The 15418-nt window shown below is 65.4% G+C and carries 15 protein-coding genes; 6 read left to right on the forward strand and 9 right to left on the reverse strand.

Annotated features, from left to right (window positions below):
* Nucleotides 1-20 precede the first annotated feature (20 nt).
* Entirely contained in the window at nucleotides 21-494 is a 474-nt protein-coding gene (locus API01S_RS16010; RefSeq protein WP_006221343.1) for a MarR family winged helix-turn-helix transcriptional regulator, read from the forward strand.
* On the opposite strand, the gene API01S_RS16015 is transcribed toward API01S_RS16010, so the two are convergent.
* From API01S_RS16015 to API01S_RS16035, 5 genes are all read right to left on the reverse strand, one after another.
* The gene (locus API01S_RS16015) at nucleotides 481-1374 is read right to left on the reverse strand and encodes a DMT family transporter (protein ID WP_082306043.1); all 894 of its coding nucleotides are present in this window, start codon (nucleotides 1372-1374) and stop codon (nucleotides 481-483) included. The genes API01S_RS16010 and API01S_RS16015 overlap by 14 nt on opposite strands.
* 159 nt (nucleotides 1375-1533) lie before the next feature.
* The gene (locus API01S_RS16020; protein ID WP_050729310.1) at nucleotides 1534-2358 is read right to left on the reverse strand and encodes a helix-turn-helix transcriptional regulator; all 825 of its coding nucleotides are present in this window, start codon (nucleotides 2356-2358) and stop codon (nucleotides 1534-1536) included.
* A 64-nt stretch (nucleotides 2359-2422) separates the two neighbouring features.
* Entirely contained in the window at nucleotides 2423-2917 is a 495-nt protein-coding gene (locus tag API01S_RS16025) for a hypothetical protein (protein WP_050729309.1), read from the reverse strand.
* Nucleotides 2914-3468 (reverse strand): hypothetical protein, encoded by a 555-nt coding sequence (locus API01S_RS16030; RefSeq protein ID WP_006221339.1) that lies wholly within the window; start codon nucleotides 3466-3468, stop codon nucleotides 2914-2916. Before API01S_RS16030 ends, API01S_RS16025 begins: the two co-directional genes overlap by 4 nt.
* Nucleotides 3469-3573: 105 nt before the next feature.
* Nucleotides 3574-4542 (reverse strand): LysR substrate-binding domain-containing protein, encoded by a 969-nt coding sequence (locus API01S_RS16035; protein ID WP_006221338.1) that lies wholly within the window; start codon nucleotides 4540-4542, stop codon nucleotides 3574-3576.
* Between the two features lie 123 nt (nucleotides 4543-4665).
* On the opposite strand from API01S_RS16035, the gene API01S_RS16040 reads away from it, so the two are divergent.
* Nucleotides 4666-6966: an NADP-dependent malic enzyme gene (locus API01S_RS16040; RefSeq protein ID WP_006221337.1), complete on the forward strand. Its 2301-nt coding sequence runs from the start codon at nucleotides 4666-4668 to the stop codon at nucleotides 6964-6966.
* 95 nt (nucleotides 6967-7061) lie between these two features.
* Here the strand turns inward: API01S_RS16040 and API01S_RS16045 are convergent, their stop codons facing one another.
* Complete coding sequence (locus API01S_RS16045; RefSeq protein WP_061305233.1) at nucleotides 7062-8042, reverse strand: LysR family transcriptional regulator; 981 nt, start codon at nucleotides 8040-8042, stop codon at nucleotides 7062-7064.
* A gap of 174 nt (nucleotides 8043-8216) precedes the next feature.
* Here API01S_RS16045 and API01S_RS16050 point away from each other — a divergent pair, with 174 nt between their 5' ends.
* Together API01S_RS16050 and API01S_RS16055 are read left to right on the forward strand one after the other, a co-directional pair.
* Nucleotides 8217-9536: an MFS transporter gene (locus tag API01S_RS16050; RefSeq protein ID WP_061305235.1), complete on the forward strand. Its 1320-nt coding sequence runs from the start codon at nucleotides 8217-8219 to the stop codon at nucleotides 9534-9536.
* 35 nt (nucleotides 9537-9571) lie between these two features.
* A complete protein-coding gene (locus tag API01S_RS16055; RefSeq protein WP_061305237.1) occupies nucleotides 9572-10882 on the forward strand; it encodes an ArgE/DapE family deacylase in 1311 nt (436 codons plus the stop codon).
* Between the two features lie 96 nt (nucleotides 10883-10978).
* On the opposite strand, the gene API01S_RS16060 is transcribed toward API01S_RS16055, so the two are convergent.
* Together API01S_RS16060 and API01S_RS16065 are read right to left on the reverse strand one after the other, a co-directional pair.
* Nucleotides 10979-11359 (reverse strand): hypothetical protein, encoded by a 381-nt coding sequence (locus API01S_RS16060; RefSeq protein WP_061305240.1) that lies wholly within the window; start codon nucleotides 11357-11359, stop codon nucleotides 10979-10981.
* A gap of 162 nt (nucleotides 11360-11521) precedes the next feature.
* Nucleotides 11522-11878 carry a DUF4148 domain-containing protein gene (locus tag API01S_RS16065; protein ID WP_061305242.1) on the reverse strand — a complete coding sequence of 119 codons (357 nt, stop codon included), beginning with the start codon at nucleotides 11876-11878 and terminating at the stop codon, nucleotides 11522-11524.
* A 224-nt stretch (nucleotides 11879-12102) separates the two neighbouring features.
* Here API01S_RS16065 and API01S_RS16070 point away from each other — a divergent pair, with 224 nt between their 5' ends.
* Entirely contained in the window at nucleotides 12103-12921 is an 819-nt protein-coding gene (locus API01S_RS16070; protein ID WP_061305243.1) for a class I SAM-dependent methyltransferase, read from the forward strand.
* A gap of 12 nt (nucleotides 12922-12933) precedes the next feature.
* On the opposite strand, the gene API01S_RS16075 is transcribed toward API01S_RS16070, so the two are convergent.
* Nucleotides 12934-13149, reverse strand: a complete 216-nt coding sequence (locus tag API01S_RS16075) for a SlyX family protein (RefSeq protein WP_006221330.1) — start codon at nucleotides 13147-13149, stop codon at nucleotides 12934-12936.
* Between the two features lie 109 nt (nucleotides 13150-13258).
* Here API01S_RS16075 and API01S_RS16080 point away from each other — a divergent pair, with 109 nt between their 5' ends.
* Nucleotides 13259-15418 carry a TonB-dependent receptor gene (locus tag API01S_RS16080; RefSeq protein WP_254598602.1) on the forward strand — a complete coding sequence of 720 codons (2160 nt, stop codon included), beginning with the start codon at nucleotides 13259-13261 and terminating at the stop codon, nucleotides 15416-15418.

Raw genomic sequence — 15418 nt, forward strand, 5'->3', positions numbered from 1 at the left:
ACTCTGCTTGTCGCCTGCCCATGTCCGACACTGACACCGCCTTCGTCCCGACTCCGGACCCGCTCGTCTGCAACGGCGCCGCCTTGCGCAAGGCGACGCGGCGCGTCTCGCAGTTGTACGACACGGTGTTGGCGCCATGCGGCCTGAAGGTGTCGCAGCATTCCATCCTGGTGCACATCGCCCGCGCCGGTACGCCGTCGATGACCGATCTTGCGCGCGCGCTGGTGCTGGACCGATCCGCCCTGGCGCACAACCTGAAGCCGCTGGAGCGCGACGGCTATGTGGAAACCTCGCGCGACGAACGCGACGGCCGCAGCCGCCGTGTGGCGCTGACCGATGGGGGGCGCGCCAAGCTGGCTGAATCCAAACGCCTGTGGAAAGACGCGCAGCGCCGTTTCGAAGCGGCCTATGGCGAGGAACGCGCGGCGGCCTTGCGGCATGCGCTGGCGGATATTTTTTCCGACGAGTTCGCGATGGCCTTCAGCCGGGGGTAGGGCGCGCGCTTATCGCCTGCGCCAACACGCCGGCCAGCACGCAAGCCATGCCCGCCGCCTGTGCCGGCGTCACCGTTTCGCCCAGCACGGTCGCTGCCAACAACACGGCTGAAGCCGGCGCCAGCGCGGTGAACAGCGCCGCTTCCGCGCCCGCCACGCGCGCCGACCCGGCGTACCAGAGCAGGAATCCGCCCACCGTCGGCACCAGCGCGTAATAGCCCACCGCCAGCATGGCGTCGCTGGAAAAGCTCAGCGACCAGGGCGCCTCGGTCATGCTGGCCAGTACCGAGAAGGCCAGGCCAAAGCCCGTCATCAGCGTGGACTGGGCCAGGGGCGGCACAGGCACCCGCAAGCGCTTGTTCAGCAGGATGAACAGCCCTTCGCAGATCACGGCGCCCAGGATCAACGCATTGCCCAGCCATGACTGCGGCGCATCCGCATCGCCGCCGCCACGGGCCATGAGCCAGACGCCGATGGCCGCCAGCGCGATCGCCGCCAGCGTGGCCCGGCCGGGCCGTTCGCGCAGCAGCAGCATGGCGATGGCGGCGGACACCAGGGGCAGCGTGCCCAGGATGATGCCGCCGTCCACGGCCGAGGCGCGCTGCAAGCCGGCGATCAGCAAGGTCGTATATCCCACGCTGCCCGCGATGGCCTGCGCGACCAGCAGCAAGCCATCGCGCAGGCACAGGCGCGGCGGGCGCGCGCCGGTGACGGCCATCAACAATGCGAAGCAGGGCAGCGCCATGGCAAAGCGCAGGGCGGTGGCGGTGAACGGCGGCATGCCGGCCCCGATGATCTTGCTGGCGACGACCGTGCTGCCTACCAGCACCATGGCTGCCGACAAGCAGGCATAGCCGCGCACTTTTTCGTTCGACACTATTGCTGCCCCATCGCTGACTGAAAGGCGTAGCTTGGGGGCAGCGTGCGCGCGAGTCTTGAACGAAATTGCAGCGTGCGGTTCAGCGGGTTCCGGCTGCGCAAGCGTTTCAAGTCCGGAAAGTACTCATGCGGAACCCACTATTCATGGCCGGCAAACCGTTCAATCGGGGCAAGCCGCCAACGCGTAGCGGCGTGGCGATACGCCATATGTCCGCGTGAAGAGCCGCGTCATGTGGCTTTGATCCGCAAAGCCGCTGGCCGTGGCCGCGTCGGCCAAGGTCAGGCCGCGCCGGATCAGCTGGCGCGCCAACAGCAATCGCCGTTGGATCTGGTACGCATGCGGGGTCATGCCGGTGGCGCGGGTGAACGCACGCAGCGCTTGATAACGGCTCAGTCCGCTGGCGCTGCCCAGGTCGGCAAGCGACAAGATCGCGGCGGGGTCATCATCGATCAATGCGCGCGCGTGGCGGATGCTGGCGGGAACGCTGCCGGACGCGTCAGCCGATGTTTGCGGCAGGCCGTCGCCGCGCGCTTTCGCCAGGATGCGCAGCAACAGCGCGTCGCAGGCCAGCGGGGCGGGGTCGGCGATGGCCTGCGCGTAAAGGCGTAAGACGTCGCGTGCCAGCGCGGGTTGGTGACGCGCCGGATGTTCGAATTCATAAGACGCGCCGCTGGTGTCGGCGTCATCAAGCTCAAGCGCGGCGTGCAGCACCACGTCGGGATCCAGGTACAGCATCTGCCATGCGCGCGGCGTGTCGCCGATGGGCGCGCCGTCGTGGACTTCGCCGGGATTGACCGTGATGACGTGGCCAGGCCCGGCCTGCACCTGTCCCCTGCCGCTGTGCGATACCTGCGCGCCCAGGCGCATCACACCGATCCCGAACTGGTCATGCGTATGCCGGGCGAAGGCGTGGCGGCTGTGCGCGGCCACTGCCTGCACGCCGGCAAGCACGCTGCGCTGCATCAGGAATTGGCCGGTAGGCATGGGGGCGAGTGGGGGCAAGTGGTGGCGATCCAGTATCGCTTGCCGGGCTCGACGCCGGCAACTGCTACTGCAAGCCGTTCCAGCGCGCGACGGCCGGTTCGGCCGCCGCCCATTTCCATTGCCCGCCGGGCTGCCGGCAGATCTGGCTGGTGTAGGCGGGCGCGGGGGCGTCTTCCTGTTCGACCGTGAACAGCACTTCTCGGCAGCGCGCAAGCGGCGTGTCGATGTCGCGCACGACCTGGATGCCGCCGCTTTCGTTGCCCACGGGTAATGTGTGCCGGATCTGCCAGTGGCGTATCTGGCCGATGGGCAGTTCTCCCGCCGCGTTGGCCATCACATTCTGCTGATCATTCTTCCATTCGCGCAGCACGTATTTCACGGTGGCGTCCACGGCCGCCTGCACGGTGACGCCGATGGCGTACCCCGCGACCGGGTTGGCCGTTGCCGCACCGCTGACCGTGCCCACCACCGCGCCGGTCGCGCCGCCGATCGATGAACTCTGGCAGCCGGACAAGACGGCGCAGGCCGCCAGCGCCAACAAGCAAGCGCCTCGGATCACTGCAAGGACCCCCAGCGGGCCGTGGCCGGCTCGGCGCTGGCCCAGCGCCAGTGCGCGCCGTCACGGCAGATGGTGGTGACGAAGAACTCGCGCTGCGGACCGGCCTGCTCTTTCTCGGCGGGCGTGTCGATGGAGAACACCACTTCCTTGCATTGCAGCCCCACGCCGCCGATGAGGCGGCTGACCGACACCTGCCCCTGCGCATCGCTTTCGATGGGAATCTGGTGCTTGACGCGCCATGGGCCGACCGCGCCCACGTCCAGCGCGCCGGCAGCCGTGGCAATGGCGTCCTGTTCTTCGCCGCGAGTCTTGCGCTGCGCGTAGGCCAGCGCGGCCTTGGCGCCAGCCTGTACGCCCAGGCCGATGCCGGTGGCGACGGTGGCGTTGTCGGTGACCTTGTTGGCGATGGCGGTGCCGGCGATACCGGCCGCCGCGCCGGTGCCTTCGTTAAGCATCGAATTGCAGCCCGACAAGGCGGCTGTTGCGGCAAGGCCAATCAGGGCAAGGGTAAGGGCGCGACGCGGCGCGTTCGAGGGCGGGGTGGGGAACAAGCGGCGGCCTCCAGCATGAAACTTGGCGCCGCAAGTATAGGATCGGGGCAGCCCCGATCGGGCCGCCGTTTGCATTGGTTGACAATTTCGTCGGCGCTGCCCGGTTCAGGCCGCAGGCCGCGCGCCCTTGGTATAGACCTCGCGCAGCGCCGAGGCGAACAAGGCATCGACGTTGCGGCGCAGGCCGTCGGCCCGGGTGAACAGCGAGATGGGCGGCAAGGTCCAGTCAAACGAATAGGGCACGATTGCCGCGCCCGCGATCCGCACCAGCTCGTCGGCGATATCCGCTGGCAGGATGGACACCGCGCGGTCGCTGGCGACGATCATTTCGCCGATCAGCTTGGACGAATCGCTTTGCACCGAGGGCGGCGGCGGCGCGACGCCGGCACGCAGGAAAATGTCCGCAACCTGTTCGCGGATCGGGCTGCCCGGCGTGCCGAGGATCCAGTCCAGGTCGGCCAGCCGGTTCCATTCCAGGCGCGAGCGCCCCAGTCGCGCCGCCAGACGCCGGCTGGCGATCAGGCGCGGCTGCTGGTGGTAAAGCACTTCAAAGTCGATATTGCTCAGGTCCACCGACGGCGTGGCCCAACCGACCACGATGTCCAGGGTGTGGTCGCGCAGCTGGCGCAGCAGGGCGGGACCCTGGCCTTCGTGGATGGTCGCGGTGATGCGCCGCCCCTGCGGCAAGGTGCGGCCGATGGCGGCCGACAGCATCTGACCCGATACGAACGGGATGACGCCGATGTGCAAATGCGCGGCATGGCCCGCTGCGACCGCCTCCATTTCCTGCACCAGATGGCCCAGGTCATGGACCAGTCCGCGCGCCCGCGCCAGCACCACCGCGCCCAGGGCGGTGGGGGTCATGCCCCGCACCGAGCGGTCGAACAGCGCCACGTCGAACATGCTTTCCAATTCCGCCAGCGCATTGGTGACGGCGGGCTGGCTGGTGGCCATGTGCTCGGCCACGCGCGTGAGCGAGCCGTGCTGCTCGATCTGAAGCAGCAGCATCAGGTGGCGCATTTTCAGCCGCGAGGTCAGTTTCCGGATTACGGCATCCGGGTCAAAGGCCGTCATAGACAGGTCATAAGGTAAAGGTAATGGAACAATATTAAATCCGAATGATCACCTTATGCCTGTGCGCCTAGAATTTTTCAAACTTATCCGTCACACCTACACGTCATACGAGGCTATCGCCCCATGAATTCGCCATCCGACCGCCAGGCAGCTCTGGACTATCACGAGTTTCCCACCCCGGGGAAGATTTCCGTCGTGGCGTCCAAGCCGCTCGTCAACCAGCGCGACCTGGCGCTGGCCTATTCGCCGGGCGTTGCGGCGGCCTGTGAAGAAATCGTGGCGGATCCGTCCAATGTGTATCGCTACACGGCGCGCGGCAATCTGGTCGGTGTCATCACCAACGGCACGGCCGTGCTGGGCCTGGGCAACATCGGCGCGCTGGCTTCCAAGCCGGTGATGGAAGGCAAGGCGGTCTTGTTCAAGAAGTTCGCCGGCCTGGACGTGTTCGATATCGAGATCAACGAAACCGACCCGGACAAGCTGGTCGAGATCATTGCCGGCCTGGAAGCCACTTTCGGCGGCATCAATCTGGAAGACATCAAGGCCCCGGAATGCTTCACCGTCGAGCGCAAGCTGCGCGAGCGCATGAAGATTCCGGTTTTCCACGATGACCAGCATGGCACCGCCATCACCGTTTCGGCCGCGTTCATCAACGGCCTGAAGGTCGTGGGCAAGGACATCAAGACGGTCAAGGTCGTGACCTCGGGCGCGGGCGCCGCGGCGCTGGCCTGCCTGGATCTGATGGTGGACCTGGGCCTGCCGCTGGAAAACATCTGGGTTACCGACATCGAAGGCGTGGTCTACGAAGGCCGTACCGTGCTGATGGATCCGGACAAGGCGCGCTTTGCGCAAAAGACGGACGCGCGCAAGCTGGCCGAAGTGATCCAGGACGCCGACGTGTTCCTGGGCCTGTCGGCCGGTGGCGTGCTCAAGCCCGAGATGGTCGCGGCAATGGGCACGCGTCCGCTGATCCTGGCGCTGGCCAACCCCACGCCGGAAATCCTGCCGGAAGTGGCGCATGGCGTGCGCGATGACGTGGTGATGGCCACGGGCCGTTCCGACTACCCGAACCAGGTCAACAACGTCCTGTGCTTTCCGTACATCTTCCGTGGCGCGCTGGACGTGGGCGCCACCACCATCACGCGCGAAATGGAAATGGCGGCGGTGTACGCCATTGCGCAATTGGCCGAAGAGGAACAGAACGAAGTGGTCGCGGCCGCCTATGGCACCTACGACATTTCGTTCGGCCCTGAATACCTGATCCCGAAGCCCTTCGATCCGCGCCTGATCGTGCGCATCGCGCCGGCCGTGGCCAAGGCCGCCATGGACGGCGGCGTGGCCACGCGCCCGCTGGCTGACCTGGAAGCCTACGAAGAGCAGTTGCAGCAGTTCGTGTACCACTCGGGCGCGTTCATGAAGCCGCTGTTCTCGGCCGCCAAGCGCATCGTGCGCGGCGGCGGCAAGGCGCGCATCGTGTTCACCGAAGGCGAAGACGAACGCGTGCTGCGTGCCGTGCAGGTCGTGGTCGACGAAGGCCTGGCCCGTCCCATCCTGGTGGGCCGTCCCGCCGTGCTGCTGTCGCGCATCGAGAAATTCGGCCTGCGCCTGCGCCTGGGTGAAGACGTCGAAGTGACCAACCCGGAATACGACGAACGCTTCCATCAGTACTGGACGACGTACTGGGAACTGATGTGCCGTCGCGGCATCACCAAGGAAATGGCGCGCGTCGAAATGCGCCGCCGCCTGACCTTGATCGGCGCGATGATGGTGCACCTGGGCGATGCCGATGGCATGGTCTGCGGCACCGTCGGCGCGTATCACGATCACCTGCGGTTCGTGGATGAGGTAATTGGCCGCCGCCCGGGTCACAACGTGTACGCCGCCATGAACATCCTGCTGCTCAACGAGCGCACGGTGGTGCTGGTGGACACGCATGTCAACGACGAACCCACCGCCGAGCAGATCGCCGAATTCACGGTGATGGCCGCGCACGAAATGGCGCGCATGAATCTGGCGCCGAAGGTGGCGCTGCTGTCGCGCTCGAATTTCGGCACGGGCAGTTCTGCTTCGGGCGCCAAGATGCGCCGCGCGCTGGAACTGGTGCGCGAAGCCGCGCCCGAGATCGAGATCGACGGCGAAATGCATGGCGACTGCGCACTGGACGAAGCGCTGCGCATGCGCATCCTGCCGTCCTCCACCTTGAAGGGCGAAGCCAACCTGCTGGTGTGCCCGAACGTGGACGCCGGCAACATCGCCTACAACCTGCTCAAGACGGCGGCGGGCGGCAACGTGGCGGTCGGCCCGATCCTGCTGGGCGCGAACGCGCCGGTGCATATCCTGACTTCCAGCTCGACCGTGCGCCGCATCATCAACATGACCGCGATGACGGTGCTGGACGCAAACCGCATCGAACCGGCCGCCTGATCCGGCAAGCCTGCCCTCAACGCCCCGCAAACCGCGCTCGACGCGCGGCTTGCGGGGCGTTTTCTTTGTACGTCCGAAGCGCGCGTGGCACGCGCTCAGGGCAGTTGCGGCAGCAGCCGCTGGGGCAGGGAATAGTTGTCGATGTGGTCACGAAACGCCGCAATGAACAGCGCTTCGGCGGCGCTGCGGTGCGCGTCGCCGTGCCACAGCAGATGCAGGTCGGCGGCGCACACGCCTTCGCCAGGCGGCAAGCGCCACAATCGGCCTTCCGCCAGATCGGCCCACACGCTGTGCTCGGGCAGGCAGCCGATGCCAAAGCCCGCGACCAGCAGCCGCTTGACCTCGTCATGCTGGGAAGACGTCGCGATGATGCTGCCGGAAAATCCGCGTTGGTCGCGGAAGATGGTGAGCGGCGACAGGCTGTCTCCCAGCGCGTCGCTGGCGAACGACACGAAATTCTCGTTCAGCAGATCTTCCATGCGGATGTCCGTGCGGCCGAACAGCGGATGGTTCTTGCCGCAGAACAGCGCATAGCGTTGTTGCAGGAACAGCTTGTGGTCCAGCCGCTTGGGAATCTGCCGGCATAGCGCGATGCCCGCCGTGGCGCCGCGCTGTTGCAGCACGTTCACGATTTCGCTGCTGGGCAGCACGTCCAGCTGCACTTCGATGCGCGGATGGGCGCGATGAAAGCGCGCCCAGAAATCGTCGTACACCGCCGAATGGATGCGGCTGGCCACCAGCAGGTGGATGCGTCCCACCGTTTCTTCTTCTGCCTGCGCCACATCGCTGACCAGCTGCGACACGTTTCCATGAATCGCCAGCGCCGCCTGGCGCACCTCTTCCCCGGCCCGGGTGATGGCGAATTTCGAGTGATGGCGTTCGATCAGCCTGCGATCGAGCTGCTGTTCCAGCCGGCGCAGCGCCTGGCTGACGGCCGACTGCGTCAAGTGCAATTTGATAGCAGCACCACTAATGCTGCGTTCCTGGGCGATGACCAGAAACGTGCGTAGCAGGTTCCAGTCCAGACGCTCGCCAGTCCGGGCAATCGTCGTCGGGCCTTGAGGATTTTCTTTCATAACACCTTGATCGATAAAGAATTGGTGACGAACGTCGGACGCCAGCGGAGCGCGATCGCCATCATATCGAGACATTAATTCTACTTAAGTCGATGATGAAAAATCAGAAATTGACGCTGCTTGGGCGCGCGGGCGATAAAGCCGCCATCGAATTCAAATATCCAAGGAGGAAACATGTCGGCCCCCGCCCATCCATCCGCCGCCCGGCAGCCGGTACGCGCCGCTGCCGCCGCGTTCATCGGCACCACGATCGAGTGGTACGACTTCTACATCTACGCCACCGCCGCCGCCTTGGTGTTCGGCAAGGTGTTCTTTCCCACCGCCGATCCCTTCGTCAGCACGATGGCTTCCTTTGGCACCTTCGCGGCGGGCTTTCTTGCGCGGCCGCTGGGCGGCCTGGTGTTCGGCCATCTGGGCGACCGGGTCGGCCGCAAGAATGCGCTGATGGCCACGCTCATCATCATGGGTGTGGCCACCGTCGGCATCGGCCTGTTGCCCAGCTACGAGCAGGCGGGCATGCTGGCGCCCGCGCTGCTGTTGATCCTGCGCCTGGCGCAAGGGTTGGCGGTGGGCGGGGAATGGGGCGGCGCGGTGCTGATGGCGGGCGAACACGCGTCGCAGCGGCGGCGCACCTTCGCGGCTTCGTTCGCGCAGTTGGGCAGCCCCGCCGGCCTGATTCTTTCGCTGGTGGCGTTCCGGCTCATCACCACGCTGGACGAAGCCGACTTTCTGTCGTGGGGCTGGCGCATTCCGTTCCTGGTCAGCGCCGTGCTGTTGGGGGTGGGGTACTTCATCCGCATCGGCGTCAGCGAATCGCCCGACTTCGCCAAGGTGCTAGCACAGCAGGAAACGTCTGAGGTGCCGGCCCGTGAAGTCCTGCGCACCGCGTGGCGCACGGTGCTGCTGTGCATGGGCGTGTGTACGGTGGCGATTGGCGGCATCTACTTCACCAACACCTTCATGCTGGCCTACACCACGCAGACGCTGGGCCTGGACCGCGCAATGATCCTGGACTGCCTGTTCGCGGTCGCCATCATCCAGCTGATCGTGCAACCGCTGGCCGCGTGGTTCGCGGAATCGCTGGGCACCGCGCGCGTGCTGATGGTCGCGGCGGCCTGCTCGGTATTGGCGCCGTACCCGATGTTCATGCTGGTTAGCCACGCGACGCCGTTGAGCATCGTGGCCGGCATTGCCATCGTGCTGGTGTTCATGGCGACGATCTACTCGGCCATGGCCGGGTTCATCAGCGCCGCGTTCGAAACCCATGTGCGCTATTCGGGCATCTCGCTGTCGTATCAGTTGTGCGGCGCCATCGCCGGCGGCTTCACGCCTTTGGTCGGCACCTGGCTGTCGCATCAGTATCCCGGCCAGTGGCTGCCGCTGGCGTTGTTCTATTCCGCGCTGTCGGCCATCACGCTGGTCTCGATCTGGGGCCTGGCCAATTACAAGCCGCGCCGCGCTGCGTCCCCCGCAACCGTCACGCCCGCCGCCTAGTCCGCGCGCGCAACCTTCATCTTCAAGGAGACACCATGGACACTCACCAAGCCCCCGCCGCGCTGACGGCCGAACAGACGCGCCGCATCCTGCAAGCGGTGGACGAGCGCTTCGATGCGCAACTGGCCTTCACGCAGGATCTCGTCCGCTTTCCGTCGCTGCGCGAGCAGGAACACACCGCGCAGGACTTTCTGTACGAGGCGATGCGGCAGCGCGGCTTTGCGATGGACCGCTGGAAGATCGATGTGAAGGATATCCAGTCCCATCCGGGCTTTGGCCCCGTCACCGTCTCGTACGAGAACGCGTTCAACGTGGTCGGCACCTATCGCCCCGACGTGCAGACCGGACGTTCGCTGATCCTGAACGGCCACGTGGACGTGGTGCCGACCGGCCCGCAGGAAATGTGGAGCCGTTCGCCCTGGGATCCGGCCATCATCGACGGCTGGATGTACGGACGCGGCGCTGGCGACATGAAGGCGGGCCTGGCCGCCAACCTGTTCGCCTACGATGCGCTGCGCGCGGCCGGCTATGCGCCTGCGGCCCCCATCTATTTCCAGTCGGTGGTCGAAGAGGAATGCACGGGCAACGGCGCGCTGGCCGCTCTGCTGCGCGGCTACAAGGCCGACGCGGTCATCATCCCCGAACCCGAAGAAAACATGCTGGTGCGCGCCAACGTGGGCGTCCTGTGGTTCAAGGTGCGCGTGCAAGGGCTGCCCACGCACACGCGCGAAATGGCCAATGGCTTCAACGCCATCGACGCCGCCTACGCCACCATCGAAGCGCTGCGCAAGCTGGAAACCAAGTGGAACGGGCAACATCACTGCCACCGCCATTTCGAACACCTGGACCATCCCATCAACTTCAACATTGGCAAGATCGAAGGCGGCGACTGGCCTTCCACGGTGCCGCCCTGGTGCGAATTCGACGTGCGCGCCGCCATCTATCCCGGTACGACGGCGGACGAAGCTCGCGCCGAAATCGACGCCTGCCTGCGCGCCGCCGTCTCCGACCCCCGCCTGGGCGGCACGCCGCCCACGGTCACCTACACCGGCTTCTACGCCGAAGGCTACGTGCTGGAAGAAGGCTCCGACGCTGAAAACACGTTGCGCGACTGCCACCGCCAGGCGTTCCAGAGCGAACTGCAAAGCTTCACGACCCCGGGCTATCTGGACGCGCGCGTCTTCGTCATCTACGGCGACATGCCCACCCTCGTCTACGGCCCGAAGTCACTGGACATCCACGGCTTTGACGAGCGCGTGCATGTAGAGTCGGTACGCCTGATCACCAAGACCATCGCGCTGTTCATCGCGCAGTGGTGCGGGGTGCAGGGGTCAAGCAAGAGCTAGCGGCCCGGCATTGCGGACTCCGCGCCTTGCGACAATGAAAATGGCCCCGAAAATATTCGGGGCCATTTTTTTTGGAGAGGCGGCTTCAGCCCCCCCTCAATTACTACTCGCCTTCCAGGTCCCATCCGGTTGCTTGCAGAACCAGAATTGCCATTTTTCCGTCGTGCTGGTGCGCGCGAAGTCCGCGACCAGGAAGCGGCAGACGCGGTCGTCTTTGACCTTGCTGGTTTGCGTGGGCGTCAGTTGTACGGTGATGGGCGCGGCGCGTTTGGGTTGGGTCTTGCTGGTCCACTCGGTGCGCTGGCCGTCGGCCGATTGGTTCAAGGCCTGCGCGATGGCTTCGTGGAAAGAGGCCCGGTCGCCGTTGGGAATTTGCGTGATGAGGGAATTGTTCAGCATCACGGGCGGTGCGGCGACCGCCGTTGTCGATACGCCGACTGCGACGAGCAATGTGGCAAGAACGCGGGTGTATTTCAAGATAGGCTCCCTGTCTGATAAGTCAGATTTTTTTTGCTGGCACTGGAGCCGATAGTACGCGAAGGTGCTGCGTTTGCCACGCCCTTGGCACGCGCAAAAAAGGCCGCCAGTTGATGGCGGCCAAGGTACAACAAGGGGAGGAGTTGATCGTTGTCAGGCAGATCAGTTGCCGTGGTAGACGCCTGCGAACGGCATGTCGTTCGGTTCGACGTTGGACACCAGGCCGGCGGCCTTGGCGGTTGCCAGTTCAGCCTGGACGTCGGCGCGGGTCTTGCCCGATTGGGGGCCGCCGTAAACGCCTTGGAAGGGCACGTTGTTCGGTTCTACGTTGGTCACCAGGCCAGCGGCCTTGGCGGCGGCCAGTTCGGCCTGCACCTGGGCGCGGGTCGGGCCTTCGTATTGGGTGCCGTACACACCTTGGAACGGCACGTTGTTCGGTTCGATGTTCTGCGATGCGTAGGCGCCGGCGCTCAGGGCGGCGAAGGACAACATTAGAGCGGTAGCGAGGGTCTTCTTCATGGTAAATCTCCGATTTCAAGAGCCTAGGGTGCGAATCCGGCGGCCTATCCGTCGTGGTTCGTTGCTGTTTCCCGATGACTGAATTCTGCGCCGATTAGGGGTAGGGATAAACCCTAGTATCCGTAAAAGATATTTCCATAAATGGAAGAATACTGTTCGATTTAAGGAATAGATTCCACCTATGGAATCGATAACGCCGTCGCCCACGTCATAGAGGAGCCCGCATGGAAAAGGTCCGGCTGACCGGTGAAAAAGCCACGTTGTTGATCACGCTTTATGCGAAGGCGGCAGAGAGCCAGCTGCCGGGATCGGTGTTACAGGATGGATACGCCGCCGACGCGGTGGCGCGGCTGGACCATGATTTTTCGGCGTTGCGCATGAGCCGCGACGCCATGATCGGCCTGTCGATGCGGGCCCATACGCTGGATGGCTGGGTGCGGCAGTTCCTCGCCGCGCATCCCGACGCGACGGTGTTGCATCTGGGATGCGGGCTGGACAGCCGGGTGTACCGGGTGGACCCGTCGCCCCAGGTGGCGTGGTTCGACGTGGATTACCCCGAGGTGATTGCGTTGCGGCGCGCGCTGTATCCCTCACGCGCCTGCTGCGAACTGATCGGTACGGCGCTGTCGGAACTGGATTGGTTGACGCGCATACCCGCCGACCGGCCGACGCTGGTGGTGGCCGAAGGGCTGCTGCTGTATCTGCACGAAGATGAGGTGCTGCAATTGCTGCGGGTGATCACCACGCAGTTCCCGTCGGGCGAAGTGCTGTTTGACGCTTATTCGCGGATGGGGCTGGCGCTGGCGTCGCGCAACCACATGTTCCGCGCGACCGGCGCCGCGATGCGCTGGAGCCTGGCCGACCCGCAGCATCTGGAAGCGCAGGTGCCGGGCCTGCGCCTGCGCACCGAGCAGGCCGTCTATGACGAGACGGGCGAGACGCAATGGACGAGGTTCAGCCGGCCAGCCCGCATGGGAATATGGTTGATGCGGCGCGTGCCGGCGCTACGCCGTCTGGGGCGCTTGCTGCGCTATGGTTACTGACGCGGCCGAGCCTCAGTAATGAGGCGGTAGCTCGTCGCGCAGGCTGCGAAAGGGGGCAGCGCCTTCGGGCGCCTGTTGGCGCAGGTCGGCCACTTCGCGTTGCAGTCGATCTATCTGCTGTTGCTGGCGGACGATAATCTGGTTCAGTTGTTCCAACAGATCATCCGCAAAGCTGGACTTGATTTCCAGCTCTTGCAGGCGGCGTTCTATGTCTTGCGTGGGTTCCATGGCGGCTATTAGAACCTATTCCCGAGGCGGATTTCCAATGGCCGCAGGATCTTTCAGGCATGTGTACAAGGAGACATCGGTGACGGAGCAGGCGGGGCAGCACGCGGGCATGCAGACCACAAACGCCGAACGCTGGCACGGGCAGCGCGGGCTGCGGCGGGGCTTGCGGTGGTTGGCGCAGGGATCGCTGGCGGCGGGCCTGGCCAACAGCGCCTGGGCGCAGGCGGTGGACGCTACGCTGGCGCCTGTCGTCGTGACCGGCACTCGCCTGGGCACCTCGGTGCTGGACACGCCCGCCTCGGTGGACGTGATCGACGGCGCGGTGATGCGCCAGGGGCAGCAGCGCATCAACCTGTCGGAAGGGTTGGCGGGTGTGCCGGGCCTGCAAATCCAGAACCGCCAGAACTACGCGCAGGACCTGCAGATTTCCAGCCGGGGTTTCGGTGCGCGATCCACGTTTGGGGTGCGCGGCGTGCGGCTGTATGTGGACGGCATTCCGGCCACGATGCCGGACGGGCAGGGGCAGACGTCCAACATCGACATCGCCTCGCTTGCCCGGGTGGAAGTCATGCGCGGGCCATTCTCGGCGCTATATGGCAATTCGTCGGGCGGTGTGATCCAGGCCTATACCGAAGACGGCGCATCGCCGCCGTCGCTGTCGGCCAATGGATGGGGCGCCAGTTACGGCACGTGGCGTTATGGCGTGCTGGCCAGCGGCGTTGCGGGTCAGGGTCAGGGTCAGGGCGAAGGCGATCTGGACTACGTCTTGAGCGCCACCCGCTTCACAACCGACGGCTATCGCGATCACAGCGCCGCCAGAAAGAATCTGGCCAACGCCAAGCTGGGCTTGCAGCTGGATGACGCCAGCCGCCTGACCATCGTGCTGAACAGCGTCGACCTGAAAGCGCAGGACCCGCTGGGCCTGACCTGGCAGCAATTCCAGGATGACCCGCGCGCGGCGCCCTTGGCCCAGCAGTACGACACCCGCAAGACCGTGCGCCAGACGCAAGGCGGCGTGGTCTACGAGCGGCAGGTGGACGGCCGCAACACGCTGCGCCTGATGGCCTATTACGGCCAGCGCGATACGACGCAGTACCAATCGATTCCGCCAGCCGCGCAGTTGGCGCCCACGCAGGCGGGCGGCGTCATCGACCTGTCCCGCCAGTACGGCGGCGCGGACTTGCGCTGGACCTCCGAACTCGACCTGGCCGGGCGCGCGCTGACCCTGGTGGGCGGCTTCGCCTACGACGCCATGCAGGAAGACCGCAAGGGTTATCAGAATTTCACCGGCTCGGTCGCCAACCCGAACCTGGGCGTGCAAGGCGCGTTGCGCCGCGACGAAACCAACAGCGTCTACAACGCTGATCCCTATGTGCAGGCATCGTGGAAAGTGTCGCCGCGCTGGACGCTGGACGCGGGCCTGCGCTATAGCACCGTCAATTTCGATTCCAACGATCATTACATCGTCAGCGGCAATGGCGACGACAGCGGCGATGCGCGCTATCGCAAGGCCTTGCCCGTCGCGGCGGTGCGCTACGCGGCGAGCGCCGACGTCAGCCTGTACGCCTCGTATGGCCGCGGATTCGAGACGCCCACCCTGAATGAAATCTCGTACCGCCCCGGTGGCCAGCCGGGCCTGAATTTCGGGTTGGCCCCGTCACTCAGCACCAATCTGGAAGCGGGCGTGAAGGCGCGCGTGGCGGGAGGCCTGGCCACGGCCGCCGTCTTTCACACGGGCACCGACGACGAAATCGTATCGGCCGGCAGCACCGGGGGACGCACGAGCTACCAGAACGCCGGTCGCACCCGTCGCGACGGGCTGGAGCTGGGCTGGTCAGGCGAACACGCGCCGCACTGGCGCACGCAGTTTGCCTATACGTTGCTGAACGCGCGCTACGTGGACGACGGCTCGGGCGGAATCCGCGCGGGCAACAAGATACCCGGCATCGCGCGGCAAGCGCTGTTCGCCTCGTTGGCGTGGGCGCCGCCGCAAGGCTGGCAGGCGTCGGTCGAAGGCCGCGTGTTGAGCAAGATCTATGTGAACGACGCCAACGATCAGGACGCGCCCGGCTATTTCGTGGCCGCGATCAGCGCCGGCTATGTGAAGAAAATAAATGCGTGGGAACTCAACGCCTATGCGCGTGTGGATAACCTGTTCGACAAGCGTTACGTAGGTTCGGTCATCGTCAACGAGAGCAATGGCCGCTATTACGAGCCTGCTGCCGGACGCAGCCTGGGCATGGGCGTGGGCGCGACCTATCGCTTCTGA

Origin of the sequence: Achromobacter piechaudii NBRC 102461 (genome assembly GCF_001571245.1) — a bacterium.
Lineage (GTDB): Bacteria > Pseudomonadota > Gammaproteobacteria > Burkholderiales > Burkholderiaceae_B > Achromobacter > Achromobacter piechaudii.